Source organism: Ensifer sp. Root558, from assembly GCF_001427045.1.
Classification (GTDB): Bacteria; Pseudomonadota; Alphaproteobacteria; order Rhizobiales; family Rhizobiaceae; genus Ensifer; species Ensifer adhaerens.
This window is the reverse complement of record NZ_LMGC01000035.1, coordinates 88144-103421: the sequence shown is the minus strand read 5'-3', so window position 1 is coordinate 103421 and position 15278 is coordinate 88144. Positions and strand designations below refer to the sequence as shown.

16 protein-coding genes are annotated in these 15278 nt (G+C 62.8%); 2 read left to right on the top strand and 14 right to left on the bottom strand.

The features are described from left to right. Positions 1 to 149: 149 nt before the first annotated feature. The 3 genes from ntrC to dusB are packed head-to-tail and all read right to left on the bottom strand — an operon-like array spanning position 150 to position 3792. Positions 150 to 1604, bottom strand: a complete 1455-nt coding sequence (ntrC, locus tag ASD63_RS26855; RefSeq protein WP_034795776.1) for a nitrogen regulation protein NR(I) — start codon at positions 1602 to 1604, stop codon at positions 150 to 152. Further along, complete coding sequence (locus tag ASD63_RS26850; RefSeq protein WP_034795779.1) at positions 1601 to 2752, bottom strand: nitrogen regulation protein NR(II); 1152 nt, start codon at positions 2750 to 2752, stop codon at positions 1601 to 1603. Before ASD63_RS26850 ends, ntrC begins: the two co-directional genes overlap by 4 nt. Next, on the bottom strand, positions 2749 to 3792 hold the full coding sequence (gene dusB / locus ASD63_RS26845) for a tRNA dihydrouridine synthase DusB (protein WP_034795782.1): 1044 nt from the start codon (positions 3790 to 3792) through the stop codon (positions 2749 to 2751). The genes ASD63_RS26850 and dusB overlap by 4 nt, the downstream gene beginning before the upstream one ends. Before the next feature lie 148 nt (positions 3793 to 3940). On the opposite strand from dusB, the gene ASD63_RS26840 reads away from it, so the two are divergent. Together ASD63_RS26840 and ASD63_RS26835 are read left to right on the top strand one after the other, a co-directional pair. Continuing rightward, positions 3941 to 5146 (top strand): bifunctional 2-C-methyl-D-erythritol 4-phosphate cytidylyltransferase/2-C-methyl-D-erythritol 2,4-cyclodiphosphate synthase, encoded by a 1206-nt coding sequence (locus ASD63_RS26840; protein WP_177235725.1) that lies wholly within the window; start codon positions 3941 to 3943, stop codon positions 5144 to 5146. Further along, positions 5146 to 5643, top strand: a complete 498-nt coding sequence (locus ASD63_RS26835) for a CinA family protein (protein WP_034795789.1) — start codon at positions 5146 to 5148, stop codon at positions 5641 to 5643. The genes ASD63_RS26840 and ASD63_RS26835 overlap by 1 nt, the downstream gene beginning before the upstream one ends. Here the strand turns inward: ASD63_RS26835 and ASD63_RS26830 are convergent. The 11 genes from ASD63_RS26830 to ASD63_RS26780 form a co-directional block, all read right to left on the bottom strand. After that, complete coding sequence (locus ASD63_RS26830; RefSeq protein ID WP_034795795.1) at positions 5631 to 6080, bottom strand: type II toxin-antitoxin system RatA family toxin; 450 nt, start codon at positions 6078 to 6080, stop codon at positions 5631 to 5633. The two genes, ASD63_RS26835 and ASD63_RS26830, sit on opposite strands and share 13 nt — an antisense overlap. A 9-nt stretch (positions 6081 to 6089) precedes the next feature. Beyond that, positions 6090 to 6680 (bottom strand): ATPase AAA, encoded by a 591-nt coding sequence (locus ASD63_RS26825; RefSeq protein WP_034795798.1) that lies wholly within the window; start codon positions 6678 to 6680, stop codon positions 6090 to 6092. Between the two features lie 91 nt (positions 6681 to 6771). Then, complete coding sequence (lipA, locus tag ASD63_RS26820; RefSeq protein ID WP_034795803.1) at positions 6772 to 7743, bottom strand: lipoyl synthase; 972 nt, start codon at positions 7741 to 7743, stop codon at positions 6772 to 6774. A 131-nt stretch (positions 7744 to 7874) separates the two neighbouring features. Continuing rightward, on the bottom strand, positions 7875 to 8126 hold the full coding sequence (locus ASD63_RS26815; protein WP_034795805.1) for a GlsB/YeaQ/YmgE family stress response membrane protein: 252 nt from the start codon (positions 8124 to 8126) through the stop codon (positions 7875 to 7877). Between the two features lie 74 nt (positions 8127 to 8200). Next, the gene (lpdA, locus tag ASD63_RS26810; protein ID WP_034795808.1) at positions 8201 to 9646 is read right to left on the bottom strand and encodes a dihydrolipoyl dehydrogenase; all 1446 of its coding nucleotides are present in this window, start codon (positions 9644 to 9646) and stop codon (positions 8201 to 8203) included. Between the two features lie 18 nt (positions 9647 to 9664). Continuing rightward, positions 9665 to 10246 carry an N-acetyltransferase gene (locus ASD63_RS26805; protein WP_034795811.1) on the bottom strand — a complete coding sequence of 194 codons (582 nt, stop codon included), beginning with the start codon at positions 10244 to 10246 and terminating at the stop codon, positions 9665 to 9667. A 2-nt stretch (positions 10247 to 10248) separates the two neighbouring features. After that, entirely contained in the window at positions 10249 to 10890 is a 642-nt protein-coding gene (locus ASD63_RS26800) for an SGNH/GDSL hydrolase family protein (protein WP_034795815.1), read from the bottom strand. A gap of 66 nt (positions 10891 to 10956) precedes the next feature. Beyond that, a complete protein-coding gene (locus ASD63_RS26795; protein ID WP_034795817.1) occupies positions 10957 to 12294 on the bottom strand; it encodes a pyruvate dehydrogenase complex dihydrolipoamide acetyltransferase in 1338 nt (445 codons plus the stop codon). Between the two features lie 15 nt (positions 12295 to 12309). After that, positions 12310 to 13680, bottom strand: coding sequence for a pyruvate dehydrogenase complex E1 component subunit beta (locus ASD63_RS26790; RefSeq protein ID WP_034795821.1), 1371 nt, complete (start codon positions 13678 to 13680; stop codon positions 12310 to 12312). 17 nt (positions 13681 to 13697) lie between these two features. Continuing rightward, positions 13698 to 14744, bottom strand: coding sequence for a pyruvate dehydrogenase (acetyl-transferring) E1 component subunit alpha (gene pdhA / locus ASD63_RS26785; protein WP_034795824.1), 1047 nt, complete (start codon positions 14742 to 14744; stop codon positions 13698 to 13700). A 136-nt stretch (positions 14745 to 14880) separates the two neighbouring features. Continuing rightward, entirely contained in the window at positions 14881 to 15201 is a 321-nt protein-coding gene (locus tag ASD63_RS26780) for a septum formation initiator family protein (RefSeq protein WP_034795840.1), read from the bottom strand. Between the last annotated feature and the right edge of the window lie 77 nt (positions 15202 to 15278).

Sequence of the window (15278 nt, the reverse complement as noted above, 5' to 3'; positions counted from 1 at the left end):
CCTCACCACCCAGATGGGCTGCCGCGCGGCCCCCCGTCAATCGATTGGGTCAAATCGATTGAACAGGACGGCAACGACGCGCGATTCGGCGGCCGTTATCCGTTCAAGCAACGCATTGTGGCGAAAATGCAACGGTGGGTGCGGCCAAGTCAAGCGCTGCGTGAGCTGCGATAGACCGAAACACCGAGCTCACGGATCTTCTTGCGCAGCGTGTTGCGGTTGAGTCCGAGCAGATCGGCCGCCTTGATCTGGTTGCCGCGGGTGGCGGTGAGCGCTGCGAGGATCAGCGGATACTCCATTTCCGCAAGTACCCGGTCGTAAAGGCCGGCCGGAGGCAAGGCCTCGCCAAAGCTTGCGAAATACTGGCGCATATTTTCTTCGACCGCCTGCGAAATCGTCAGCGAGCCCGGACGCGCCGCCGCCTTCTCGATTGGGCTATCCGGGATCTCGGAGCGAAGCTCGTTTTCGATGATCTCGCGGCTGATGACATCCTGTGGATAAAGTGCCGTCAGGCGCCGCACCAGGTTCTCCAGCTCGCGAACGTTGCCTGGCCAGGGGTGCGCCTTCATCAGCTCCAGCGCCTCATGGTCGAAGCGCTTGACGTCCAAGCCTTCCTTTTCCGCTTGCTGGACGAAGTGGCGCACGAGGTCCGGAATGTCCTCGGCACGGTCGCGCAGCGGCGGCAACCGCAGCGGCACGACGTTCAGACGATAGTAGAGGTCTTCGCGGAACAGGCCCTGATTGATCGACTGCTTCAGGTCCTTGTTGGTTGCCGCGACAATACGCACGTCGGAGCGGATCGGCGTGCGTCCGCCGACGGTCGTATATTCCCCCTGCTGCAAGACCCGTAGAAGACGCGTCTGCGCGTCCATCGGCATGTCGCCGATTTCGTCGAGGAAGAGCGTTCCGCCTTCGGCCTGCTCGAAACGCCCGGTCGAGCGCATCTGCGCGCCGGTAAACGCGCCCTTCTCGTGGCCGAACAGTTCCGATTCGATCAGGTCGCGCGGGATCGCCGCCATGTTGATCGCGACAAACGGACCGTTGCGGCGCTTGCCATAGTCGTGCAGCGCGCGGGCAACAAGCTCCTTTCCGGTGCCGGACTCGCCGGTGATCATCAGGGTCAGGTCGGTCTGCATCAGGCGCGCCAGCACCCGGTAGATTTCCTGCATCGCAGCCGAGCGGCCGACCAGCGGCATGCCGTCCTGGGTGTCGTCGTCGAGCTTTGCCGGCCGGCGCTTCGGCTCCGACAGCGCCCGGCCGATGATGCCGATCAACTCGGTCAGGTCGAAAGGCTTCGGCAGATAGTCGTAGGCGCCCTTCTCCGAGGCCTTGATCGCCGTCATGAATGTGTTCTGGGCGCTCATGACCAGCACCGGCAGGTCGGGGCGCGCCTTCTTGATGCGCGGGAGAAGATCGAAGGCGTTTTCGTCCGGCATCACCACGTCGGTCACGACCAGATCGCCATCGCCCGCCGCAATCCAGCGCCACAGCGTCGCCGCGTTGGAGGTGATGCGGACATCGTAGCCGGCGCGGCTCAGCGCCTGGTTCAGCACGGTGCGAATGGCGGCGTCGTCATCCGCGACGAGGATCGTGGCACCGGTCATGCAAGGTTTCCTTTTGTCATCGGCATGTCGTCGTCATCCGCGGCCTGGCCCTTGGAGGCAGGCATCAGCACGCGGAAGGTGGTGCGGTTCTGCTGGCTGTCGCATTCGACGATCCCGCCATGGCCGCCGATGATCTTGGCAACCAGAGCGAGACCCAGGCCTGAACCATTGGTCTTGGTGGTGATGAAGGGGTCAAACAAGAGCGGCAGCAGGTCCTGAGGGACGCCTGGGCCATTGTCGTGCACGCAGAATTCCAGCGGCAGCGAGATCTTCTCGCGCGTCCCGGCAACCGACAGGCGAATGCCCGGCCGGTAGGCGGTCGTCAGCAGGATTTCGCCGTCGTGGCGTTCGCCGATCGCTTCGGCCGCATTCTTGATCAGGTTCAGGAACACCTGAACCAGCTGATCGCGGTTGGCATAGACGGGCGGCAGCGACGGATCGTAGTGCTCCGCGAACTTGATGTGGCGGGCGAAGCCGGCCTTGGCGATCGCCTTCACGTGGTCGAGCACCGAATGGATGTTCAGCGGCACGCGATCGACGGGGCGCTCGTCGGAAAACACCTCCATGCGATCGACCAGCGAAACGATGCGGTCGGTCTCGTCGCAGATCAGTCGCGTCAGCGCGCGGTCCTCGTCGTTGGCGGAGGTCTCCAGCAGTTGCGCAGCACCTCGGATGCCCGAGAGCGGGTTCTTGATTTCATGCGCCAGCATCGAGGCGAGACCGGTCACCGAACGGGCAGCACCGCGATGCGTCAGCTGCCGGTCGATCTTGTCGGCCATCGAACGCTCCTGGAAGACGACGACGACCGCACCCGGCTCGGACAGTACAGGGGCGACATAGAGATCGACCAGCTTGTCCGCCCCAAGGCGCGGCGAACTCAGGTCGACGCGATACTCGTTGACCGGCGCCTTGCGCTCGCGCACCTGCTCGATCAGCGTCAGCAGCGGACTACCAAAGGGAATGAAGGCGCTGATGTCATGGCGCGCCAGGTGGTTGGCGCTGGCGCCGAAAAACGATTCGGCCTCCCAGTTGGCAAAGGCGACGAGACCCTTGGCGTCCACCATGATCACCGGGTTCTGGATGGCGTTCAGAACCGCCATCGACAGACCGTTGGCGACGGCATCCGGCATGCTCGGTTTCTCGGTCATGCGGCAATTCCTTCTGCTACCGCCTCGCCTTCCGGCTTACTCGAGGTGGCGTCGAGCATCGCCGCACGGGCCCTGTCACGGACGAAACGGGCATCGGTCGATGTCAGGATTGCGGCCTTTTCCGGGCCCGCAAGGTCAGGGGCGGCGCGATCGAGATACCAGGCGACATGCTTGCGGGCATGCCGGAGGCCGACCTCAACGCCATAGAACTCGAGCATCATCTCGTAGTGCTCCGCAAAGATATCGGCGACCTCCGCCGCTGACGGATGCGTGACCGCCCCGGCGAGAAGCCCGACGTGCCACGGGCGCCCCTGCGAGGACCGGCCGGCCATGACGGCGTCCGCGCCCGATCGGCGGAGAATCTCTTCTGCATCGGCGACCGTCTCCACGTCACCATTGGCGACCAGCGGCACGGTGACGACCTCGCGGACCAATCGGATCGCATCCCAATCCGCCTTGCCGTTGTAGAACTGCATGCGCGTGCGGCCGTGCACGGTAATTGCCTTCACGCCCGCCTCTTCGGCGCGCTTGGCAATCAGCGGCGCATTGATCGAGTTTTCATCCCAGCCGAGCCGCATCTTCAGCGTAACGGGCACATCGACGGCGTTGACGGTCGCCTCGACCAACGACAACGCGTGATCGGGGTCGCGCATCAGGGCCGAACCGGAATAACCGCCCGTCACCTTCTTTGCCGGGCAGCCCATATTGATGTCGATGATGTCGGCGCCATTGTCGGCAGCGATCTTCGCGGCCTCCGCCATCCAGTGGGCCTCACGGCCCGCAAGCTGGACGATGTGCGGCTCGATCCCGGAGTTCTTCAGCCGCGCCCAGGATTCCTGGGCATTGCCGACCAGTTCACGGCTAGCCACCATTTCGGTCACGACGAAACCCGCACCGAAGCGCCAGGCAAGCCGCCGGAATGGGAGATCGGTGACGCCGGACATAGGCGCGAGCGCAACTCGGTTGCGGATTTCGATGGATCCGATGCGAAGCGGAGACGAAAGAGCCGGAATTGGCAAATGCATATCTTTCAGGCACATGTTGTTCCTGCACTATTTTTAGACACTGTTCTCGGACTTGCCAAGCGATTTCGGCGCGGCGCGCAAAATTCTAAGCTCAGCTGGCAAAGCACGACCCTTCGCGGTACATCACGGCGAAGATCGGCGAATGCGGGACCTCATACAGAAAATGCAGCCTCAAGAACAGTTCAAGTGCGGCGTGGTTATCGTCGCGGCAGGACGCGGCGAACGCGCCGGGCAATCCGCCGAGGGCCCGAAGCAGTACCGAACCATCGGCGACCGCCCCGTTATCGCCCATACGCTTGACACTTTCGCGACATGGCCGGGCGCCGGTCCGATCGTCGTCGTCATCCATCCGGACGACGAGGCGTTGTTCGACGCTGCATGCAAGCGCTCCGTGGCCAGCGACGTGATCATCGTCCACGGTGGCGCGACCCGGCAGATATCGGTGCTCGCCGGCCTCGAAGCCCTGGCCGACATCGGCGCGCGCCGCGTGATGATCCACGATGCGGTGCGCCCCTTTGCCGATCACGCGCTGCTGTCGCGGTGCGCTGCGGCATTGAGTGAGGACGTCAGGGCCGTACTGCCGGCGGTCGCCGTCGCAGACACGCTGAAGCGTGCCGGCAAGGATGGCATGGTCACGGAAACCGTGCCGCGCGACGGCCTCTACGGCGCACAGACGCCACAGACATTCGATCTCCAGGCCATTCTTGCCGCTCACCGGGAGGCGGCGAGAAGCGGCCGCACGGATTTTACCGACGACGCGTCGATCGCTGAATGGACCGGCCTCAAGGTCGTGCTCGTCGAAGGCGCCGTCGACAACGTCAAGCTTACGCTGAAAAGGGATATCGCCATGGCCGACGAGAAACTCAATCGGATTGCCCTGCCCGATGTGCGCACCGGAAACGGCTACGACGTGCACCAGCTCGTCGAGGGCGACGGCGTCACGCTCTGTGGCGTCTTCATTGCGCACACCAAGAAACTTTCCGGCCATTCCGATGCCGACGTGGCGCTGCATGCGCTCACCGACGCGCTGCTCGCCACCTGTGGCGCCGGCGACATCGGCGATCATTTCCCGCCGTCCGATCCGCAATGGAAGGGCGCGCCGTCTCGCATTTTCCTGGAGCACGCGGCCAAAATCGTGCGCGAGCGCGGCGGCATCATCACCAATGCAGACGTTTCGCTGATCGCCGAAGCGCCGAAGGTCGGGCCGCACCGCCTGACGATGCGCGAAAATCTCTCGGACATGCTGGGGATTTCACTCGACCGGTGCTCGGTCAAGGCAACGACCAACGAACGCCTTGGTTTCGTCGGCCGCGACGAAGGCATCGCCGCGATCGCCACGGCGACGGTCGTCTATGGGAACCTTTCGTGATGTGGTCCGCCGACATCGAAGTCAAAGCCGGTGAGATCATCGCGCAGTTCACGGCAAATGGCCGCAAGGTCGCGACCGCCGAATCCTGCACTGGTGGCCTGATCGCCGGTGCGCTGACCGAGATCTCCGGTTCGTCGGCAGTCCTCGACCGCGGCTTCGTCACCTATTCCAATGAGGCAAAGGTCGCAATGCTCGGCGTCGAGACGGCGACGCTCGTCGCCCACGGTGCCGTCTCGCGGCAGACGGCGATCGAGATGGCACAGGGCGCAATCGCGCATTCGGCGGCTGACTTCGCCGTTGCCGTCACCGGCATCGCCGGGCCGAGCGGTGGTTCGGCTGAAAAGCCTGTCGGCCTTGTGCATCTCGCTGCGGCAGGGCGAAACGGCGCGCTGCTGCATCGCGAGATGCGCTACGGCGATATCGGCCGCAGCAACATAAGGCTTGCGACCATCCGCACCGCACTCGATCTGCTCACGCAGATCGCTCAGGCCGAATAGATGCTGTCGGCGCGCTTTTCGAAGGCGTCGGAGAACATGCGGAAGGCACGGTCGAACATCGAGCCCATCAAGGCCCCGAGGATGCGGCTCTTGAACTCGTAGTCGATGTCGAAGTGCACGATCGACTGCCCCTCGCCCGAAGGCTCGAAGTGCCAGCGGTTGTCGAGATATTTGAACGGCCCGTCGATGTATTTGACGTCGATCGTCCGCTCTGCCTTGTTCAGCAGCACCTGCGTCGTGAAGGTCTCGCGGATCGCCTTGTAACCGACGGTCATATCGGCAAGCAGCAGCACTTTGCCATCGCGCTCCTTGCGCGAGCGCACCGTCAGCGCCTCACAGAGCGGCAGGAACTGCGGATACTGCTCGACGTCGGCAACGAGGTCGAACATCTGGTCTGCGGTGTGCTTGACGACGTGGTTGGTTTCGAAATGCGGCATAGAGGGGAGTTAAGCGGGAGAACCGAGAAGATCAAGGAGCCTGCGCATCTGGCGCCGCGATTTCAACTGCAGAACTGGCACGTTAGGGCCGTGCTTCGCCAGACCTGCGACGATGTGCGGCGTAAACTTCTGCTCAAACGTCCAGATGAACTGAAGGAAATCCCAATCGACCTTTTCGATGCAGCCCGGCGCCATCTCCGGGCGGGTGCGGCCGAAATGTTTCAGCCAGCGGGTGACGACGCCCCATATGCAGACAAGCCGCGGCATACGCACCCAGATCACGATGTCGCTCCTCGGCACCCGGATATCGAATGTGGACGGACCGGTGCCATCCATGACCCAGCGATCGGCGGCGATCCTCTCGACAATGCGCTGGCGCTGCTCCGCCCGGTCACGCTCTGCCCAACCCGGCAACCACCGGATATCGCGATCGATCGAGATGTAGGTGAACTGGAACTGACGGGCGAGCTTCTGTGAAAGCATCGACTTGCCGCCGCCGGAGCACCCGACAACGAGGATACGCCTGGCACTGCGAATATGGTCGGCGGCAACGGCATCGTCGACATAGTTGACGATTGCCGGTTTTGACAGCAGGTCCATGGAAACTCCCGCGGAACTCGGGAACAACGAAACCCAATACGAAACTCCGGCGCGGGGCCGGAGTTTCGGTCTTTTTTGAGCAGCCGAGCCGTCAGCCTGCCACGGCCGCCAGCTTCTTTTCGCGGGCTGCACGCAGCCGCGCAAAGTCGTCGCCGGCGTGGTGCGACGAGCGCGTCAGCGGGCTCGACGACACCATCAGGAAGCCCTTGGTGTAGGCGACGGTCTCGTAGGACTTGAACTCCTCGGGCGTGACGAACGCTTCGACCTTGTGGTGCTTGCGCGTCGGCTGCAGATATTGGCCGATCGTCAGGAAGTCGACATCGGCGGTCCTCAGGTCGTCCATCAACTGCAGCACTTCGTTGCGCTCTTCGCCGAGGCCGACCATGATGCCGGACTTGGTGAACATGGTCGGGTCCAGTTCCTTCACGCGCTGCAGCAGGCGGACGGAGTGGAAGTAGCGCGCACCGGGGCGGACCGTCAGGTAGTTGCCGGGAACCGTTTCCATATTGTGGTTGAAGACGTCGGGCTTGGCGGCAACGACGCGCTCCAGAGCGCCCGGCTTCTTCAGGAAGTCCGGCGTCAGGATCTCGATGGTCGTCGTCGGCGAGGCCTCGCGGATCGCCCAGATGACCTTCTCGAAATGTTCGGCGCCGCCATCTTCCAGATCGTCACGGTCGACCGAAGTGATGACGACGTGGCTGAGGCCCATCTGCTTGACGGCCTTGGCGATGTTGGCCGGCTCTTCCATGTCGAGCGCATTCGGCTTCCCGGTCGCGACATTGCAGAAGGCGCAGGCGCGGGTACAGATCTCGCCCATGATCATGAAGGTGGCGTGCTTCTTGTCCCAGCATTCGCCGATGTTCGGGCAACCGGCTTCCTCGCACACGGTCACGAGCTTGTGCGAACGCACCAACTCGCGCGTCTCCTGGTAGCCCTTGGACATCGGCGCCTTGACGCGGATCCACTCCGGCTTGCGCATCACTTCCGTGTCGGGCTTGTGGGCCTTTTCCGGGTGGCGGACGCGTTGCGCCCGGTCAGAGACGGCATCGAACACCGTTACCATACTGTCTTCCTCGTCGCGGCGGGTTCGGCATCAGGCCGGATGACCCATTTTCGCTCTATATAGACGGCCCGACCAGAAATGTCAGGCCGTCTATTTTCGAAGCCCGACGGAAGCACAGAAGGCCCGGCAGACTATCGTTTTACGACCCGACCAGCGGCGATCAACAGGCATGCGCCGATGAAGCCGATGATCAGGTAGGCGACCCAGCCGGCATAGGCCATGCCGAAGGCCGCCAGGACGAAATTCAGCACCACCGCACCGATGATGCCGAGCACTATGTTCATGATCAGCCCCATGCTGCTGCCCATGAACTTCTCCGCGAGCCACCCAGCCAAACCGCCGACGATGATCGCAGCCAAAATACCGACGCCGTTCACGCTCATTTTGGTCTCCGTGCATTGAAAATGCGCCCATTATCAATGCCAAAGCTACACCAAAAACGCCGGCGCCGAAACCATCAGGCGTTGAGCGCGCGGCCGTAGGCGTCGAGCACGCTTTCCTTCATCGTCTCGGAGATCGTCGGATGCGGGAAGATCGTGTGCATCAGATCTTCTTCGGTCGTCTCGAGGTTCATCGCGACGACGAAGCCCTGGATCAGTTCGGTGACTTCCGCACCGACCATGTGGGCGCCCAAGAGTTCGCCGGTCTTCTTGTCGAAGATCGTCTTGACCATGCCCTGGTCCTCGCCGAGCGCGATCGCCTTGCCGTTGGCCACGAAGGGGAAACGGCCGACGCGGATGTCGCGTCCGAGTTCCTTGGCCTTGGCTTCCGTAAGGCCGACGGAGGCGACCTGCGGGTGGCAATAGGTGCAGCCCGGGATCTTCAGCTTGTCCATCGGGTGGACGTTCGGCAGGCCAGCGATCTTTTCGACGCAGATGACGGCCTCATGCTCGGCCTTGTGTGCGAGCATCGGCGGTCCGGCGACGTCGCCGATGGCGTAGACGCCGGGAACGTTGGTCTTGCCGTAGCCGTCGATGACGATGCAGCCGCGGTCGGTCTTGACCCCGAGCGTTTCGAGGCCGAGGTTCTCGATGTTGCCCTGAACGCCGACGGCCGAGATCATGCGGTCAGCGGTGATCTTCTCGACCTTGCCGTCCTTCATCTCGACATGGGCGGTGATCGAGTTGGCAGCCTTCTCGACCTTCGTCACCTTGGCCTGGAGATGGATCTTCATGCCTTGCTTTTCGAACTGCTTCTTGGCGATGTTCGAAATCTCGGCATCTTCGACCGGCATCACGTTCGGCATCACTTCGACGACCGTCACGTCCACACCCATGGTGCGGTAGAAGGAGGCGAATTCGATGCCGATCGCGCCCGAGCCCATGACCAGCAGCGACTTCGGCATTTCCTCAGGCTTCATCGCCTCGAAGTAGGTCCAGATCAGCTTGCCATCGGGCTCGATACCCGGCAGCGCGCGTGGGCGGGCGCCGGTCGCGATGATGATATGCTTGGCGGTGTAGGTGCCCTCGCCCTTGGTGTTCTTCGGCAGCGGCGCCTGCGGCTGGACGACCGGCTTCGTCGACTTGCCGACGACGATTTCGCCGGGCTTCGTGAGCTTGGCTTCACCCCAGATCACATCGACCTTGTTCTTCTTCATCAGGAAGCCGACGCCGCCATTCATGCGCTCGGCAATGCCGCGCGAGCGTGCAACGATCGCCTTCAGGTCCGGCGTCACCGTGCCTTCGATCTTGATGCCATAGCTGCCCGGGTGCTGGGCGTAGTGCAGAACTTCGGCGGAGCGCAGCAGCGCCTTGGTCGGGATGCAGCCCCAGTTGGAGCAGATGCCGGCCAGATGCTCGCGCTCGACGACCGCGGTCTTGAGACCCAACTGTGCCGCACGAATGGCGGCGATATAGCCCCCCGGACCCGAACCGATGACGATGACGTCGTAATTCTCAGCCATGTGTTTCCTGCCTTTGTCTCAAGCGACTTTGCGGGTGAAGAGCACCCAGTCGTGTTTCTTGCTTTCCTCAAAGAGCGGAACCGCCTCGGCGCGCGCTGCCTCGCCGAAACCGTTTGCCCTGTATAGTGCCTGAGCCCTGCCGTTGTGGCTCTCGGTGATCAGGCTCACCGGCGCCGATCCGGCGCGTTCGAATTCCTTTGCCAGAAGCGCCTTGCCGATCCCCCGGCCGCGCTGATGGCGATAGACGCCCAGGCTCTCTATGAACCAGTGGCCGACGATCTGCCGCTGCAGCGCCAGCAGGGGCTCGAGAACCGGGTGCCCGGCAACAATCTCAGCCGCTTCCGGCCCGACCCCATAGCCGAGCGACAGTCCGGCAACCTCGTCATCGACCTCGGCAACCAGCGCATCACGCCAGTTCCCCGGACCCGGCTCTTCGCGCAGCTTGTTGCGCCCGCGCTCAAAAGCCGTATCCGTCACCCCATGCTGGACGGCGCCGTACCAGAGCCAGGTGGCAAAGCCATGCGCGGCGATATCGACGAGGATGGCGAGTTCCGCCGCCTCACGTCTTTCGGCCGGACGTATGGTGACGCCCCCGACCATTCTCAGACCCCGAGCATCATCCGCACGACCGGTTCCAGACCCCGGCCAATCGCACGCGTGTTTTCCGCATCGAGATGCACGCCATCGAGCGGCGTCGTCACCGCCACTGATCCGGCATCGAAGAAGCCGCAATCGAGTTCGTCGGCGAGATCGCGATAAAGGGGCGCCAGCATCGAAGACTGCTCGATGCCGCCTGCGAACATTGCGGCAAAGCCGGCGTCGGCAGTTTCGCAAAGCACCGGCGGCGACACGATCAGGATCTCCGGGCCGTCCTCACTCTCAACCGGCCAATCGTGACGGCGCACCAGATTGACCAGCCGCTCGACGCCCTTCACGGCGCCGAAGGCGGTTCCGTGGATCACCGGCTTCATGTCATTTGCGCCGAGAAGAAGAATGATGAGATCGAGCGGCGCGTGGCTGTGCAGCAGCGTCGGCAGCACCTTCGCACCATTGCGGTCGCAATCGGCGAGGTGATCGTCGTAGGCGGTCGTGCGGCCGTTCAGCCCCTCGGCGATGACCTGGACGTCCGGCCCCAGCGCCTTCTGCAAGACACTCGGCCAGCGATCGGCAAGCGCATGTCGACCGCCATCCGTGGCATCATAGCCCCAGGTCAGACTGTCGCCATAGCAGAGAACTGTTTTCATCGTCCGGGCCCGCCTTCGACTGCGCGAAAAGGAACGGACCGGCCCGAAGGCCGGCCCTCATCCAACTCAGACCAGCATGCCCATCGGGTTTTCGATGTAGCGCTTGAAGGCACCGAGCAGTTCGGCACCGAGCGCGCCATCGACGCAGCGATGGTCGGTCGAAAGCGTGACGGTCATGACGTTGGCGATGACCATCTGCTTGTTCTTGACGACGACGCGCTCCTCGCCGGCGCCGACCGCGAGGATCGTGGCATGCGGCGGGTTGACGACGGCGGCGAAGTTCTTGACGCCCATCATGCCCATGTTGGAGACGGCAGTCGTGCCGCCCTGGTATTCTTCGGGCTTTAGCTTGCGGTCCTTGGCACGCTGGCCGAGGTCCTTCATCTCGTTGGAGATGGCCGACAGGCTCTTCAGTTCCGCCTGGCGGATGATCGGGGTGATCAGGCCGCCCGGGATCGACACGGCAACGCCGACGTCGGCGTGCTTGTGCTTGACCATGTTGCTCTCGGTCCACGAGACATTCGCGTTCGGAACATCGCGCAGTGCCAGCGCCAGGGCCTTGATGACCATGTCGTTGACGGAGAGCTTGTAGACCGGCTTGCCACCCTGCTCGGGAGCCGCTGCGTTGAGCTGCGCACGCAGTGCCAGCAACGCGTCGAGTTCGCAGTCCACCGACACGTAGAAGTGCGGGATCGTCTGCTTGGATTCGACGAGACGCTTGGCGATCGTCTTGCGCATGCCGTCATGCGGCACGAGTTCGTAGGAACCCGGCTCGAACAGCTTGAGAACGGCGTCTTCCGACATGCCCTTGGCAAGCGGTGCGGCTGCAGGAGCAGCAGCGCCGGCGGCCGGTGCGGCGGCGGGCTTGGCAGCGCCACCGGAGACGGCGGCTTCGACGTCCTTCTTGACGACGCGGCCATGAGGACCGGTGCCGGCAACTGCCGACAGGTCAATGCCCGTGTCCTTTGCCAGACGGCGTGCGAGCGGCGAGGAGAAGACGCGTGCGCCGCCCTCGGCCCTGGCCGGCTGGGCTGCTGCCGGTGCAGCGGCAGGAGCCGCAGCCGGAGCGCTCGGCGCTGCCGGTGCAGGCGCTTCGGCCTTGGCGGCGGGTGCCGGTGCTGCCGCGCCGTTGCCGCCCTTGGCGGCGGCGGCGACATCCTCGCCATCGGCGGCGAGAACGGCGATCAGCGCATTGACCTTGACGCCATCGGTGCCGGCGGGAACGACGATCTTGGCAACGGTGCCTTCGTCGACGGCTTCGACTTCCATCGTCGCCTTGTCGGTCTCGATCTCGGCAATCACGTCACCGGACTTGACCTTGTCGCCTTCCTTGACGAGCCACTTGGCCAGATTGCCTTCTTCCATCGTCGGGGAGAGGGCAGGCATTGTGATGTTGATAGGCATCGAAGGGCCCTCCCCTTATTTGTAGCAAACGGCTTTCACCGCATCGACAACCTCTGCGACGTTCGGAAGCGCGAGCTTCTCGAGGTTCGCGGCGTAAGGCATCGGCACATCCTTGCCGGCGATCGTCAGGATCGGGGCGTCAAGGTAGTCGAAGGCCTGCTGCATGACGCGGGTTGCGATCTCGGTGCCGACGGAAGACTGCGGATAGCCTTCTTCGACGGTGACCAGACGGCCGGTCTTCTTGACGGATTCGATGACCGTCGGCAGGTCCATCGGACGGATGGTGCGCAGGTCGATCAGTTCGACATCGATGCCTTGGGCTTCGAGTTCGGCAACCGCCTTGACGGCGTAGGTCATGCCGATACCGAAGGAAACGATCGTTGCGTCCTTGCCGATCTTGTGGATACGGGCCTTGCCGATCGGCAGCACGAAATCGTCAAGCTTCGGCACTTCGAAGGAGTGACCGTAGAGGATTTCGTTTTCGAGGAAGATGACCGGGTTCGGGTCGCGGATCGCAGCCTTGAGCAGGCCCTTGGCGTCGGCAGCCGTGTAGGGCATGACGACCTTGAGGCCCGGGATATGGCTGTACCAGGCGGCGTAGCACTGCGAGTGCTGGGCGGCCACGCGGGCAGCGGCACCGCTCGGGCCACGGAAGACGATCGGCGCGCCCATCTGGCCGCCGGACATATAGAGTGTCTTGGCAGCGGAGTTGATGATCTGGTCGATCGCCTGCATGGCGAAGTTGAAGGTCATGAACTCGACGATCGGACGAAGGCCGGTCATGGCAGCGCCGACGCCGACGCCGGCAAAGCCGTGCTCAGTGATCGGGGTATCGATGACACGGCGGGCGCCGAATTCCTGCAGCAGGCCCTGGGTAATCTTGTAGGCGCCCTGATATTCGGCGACTTCTTCACCCATGACGAAGACGTCGTCGCTTGCGCGCATTTCTTCGGCCATGGCGTCGCGAAGTGCTTCGCGAACGGTCATCGTCACCATTTCGGTGCCGGCAGGGATCGCCGGATCAGCAGCGACTTCGACCTTCGGCTGGGCTGCAACCGGAGCCGGCGCGGAAGCGGCCGGCGCTTCGGCAGCGGCTGCCTTCGGCGCTTCGGCCTTCGGAGCGGCGATGTCGCCAGCGCCTTCGCCGTCTTGCAGCAGCACGGCGATCGGGGTATTGACCTTGACGCCTTCGGTGCCGGCGGCAATCAAGAGCTTGCCGATCGTGCCTTCATCGACGGCTTCGACTTCCATCGTTGCCTTATCGGTCTCGATTTCGGCAATGACGTCGCCGGAGGACACCTTGTCCCCCTCGTTCTTCAGCCATTTCGAGAGCGTGCCTTCCTCCATGGTCGGGGAAAGGGCGGGCATAAGAATTTCTACTGGCATGTTTGTCCCTCCCCGGATCAAAGCAGGATGTCGGTGTAGAGCTCGGATGCATCCGGCTCCGGATCGGCCTGGGCAAAATCGGCGCTGTCGGCAACGATGTCACGGACTTCCTTGTCGATCTGCTTCAGCTCATCCTCGTTCGCCCAACCCTTTTCGGTCAGACGCGCCTTCACCTGCTCGATCGGGTCATGCTCCGAGCGCATCTTCTGCACTTCGTCCTTCGAGCGGTACTTCGCCGGATCGGACATCGAGTGACCGCGGTAGCGATAGGTCTGCATCTCAAGGATGATCGGACCCTTGCCCGAGCGGCAATGCTCGACCGCCTCGTCGCCAGCGGCCTTGACCGCGCGCACGTCCATGCCGTCGACCTGGAAGCCCGGAATGTTGAAGGAGACGCCGCGCTGCGAGAAGTCGGTCTGTGCCGAAGCCCGCGAAACGGAAGTACCCATGGCGTAGCGGTTGTTCTCGATCACGTAGATCACCGGCAGCTTCCAGAGCTGCGCCATGTTGAAGCTTTCGTAGACCTGGCCCTGGTTGGCAGCGCCGTCACCGAAATAGGCAACGGACACATTGTCGTTTCCGCGATAGCGGTTGGCAAAGGCAAGACCGGTGCCGAGCGACACCTGGGCGCCGACGATGCCGTGGCCGCCATAGAAGTGCTTTTCCTTGGAGAACATGTGCATCGAGCCGCCCTTCCCCTTGGAAAGGCCGCTGCGACGACCGGTGAGTTCGGCCATGACGCCGCGGGCGCTCATGCCGCAGGCCAGCATGTGGCCATGATCACGGTAGGCGGTGATGACCTGGTCGCCTTCCTTCAGCGCCATCTGCATGCCGACGACAACGGCTTCCTGGCCGATGTAGAGGTGACAGAAGCCGCCGATGAAGCCCATGCCATAGAGCTGGCCGGCCTTTTCCTCGAAACGCCGGATCAGCAGCATCTCGCGGTAGGCACTCAGATCTTCCTGTTTGGAGAAGTCGGCGAACGTGCCGCCGTTGAAGTCTTTCTTCGCCGGCTTTGCGGCACTCTTGCGGCTGGAAACGGACGCGGATTTTCGCGGAGCCATTCGTTCCTCCCAATGGTTAGCCTTTTGCGGTTACCATAGGGAAAGAAAGCAGACACAGCAATGCCATATTTGCATGGCTCACATTCCACGCAAATAATTGATTTTGCTTTACAAATTTCAATTAACTGAATTCTGGTTAATTTGCGGCACGGTGAAAAATAACGATCTCGTCACTTCGCGACATGTTCAGCGCGAGGCGAGCCTTTTCATCCAGCATGTCCCGTTCCAGCGACCCATCACTCATCAGCTGAACCTCCTTTTCGAGGATCATTCGCTGCTTCGTGAGCTTATCCAGCCGCGCCTGCCGCTCGACGATCTGACGATCGAATTGCTCGGTCGCCTTCAGGCCATAGCCGCCGTGAATGGAATGATAGCCGAAGTAGGAGAGAAAGGCGACCGCGATCAGCGGCATCACCAGCCGACCCAGTTTCCGTTTCTTATGATGCCGTGTCCACATGCATTCCCGCCCTGATACGCAGTACGGCAATCAGATTAGCGTCGATTGATTAACCGACCGTTGACCATGAACGGCAG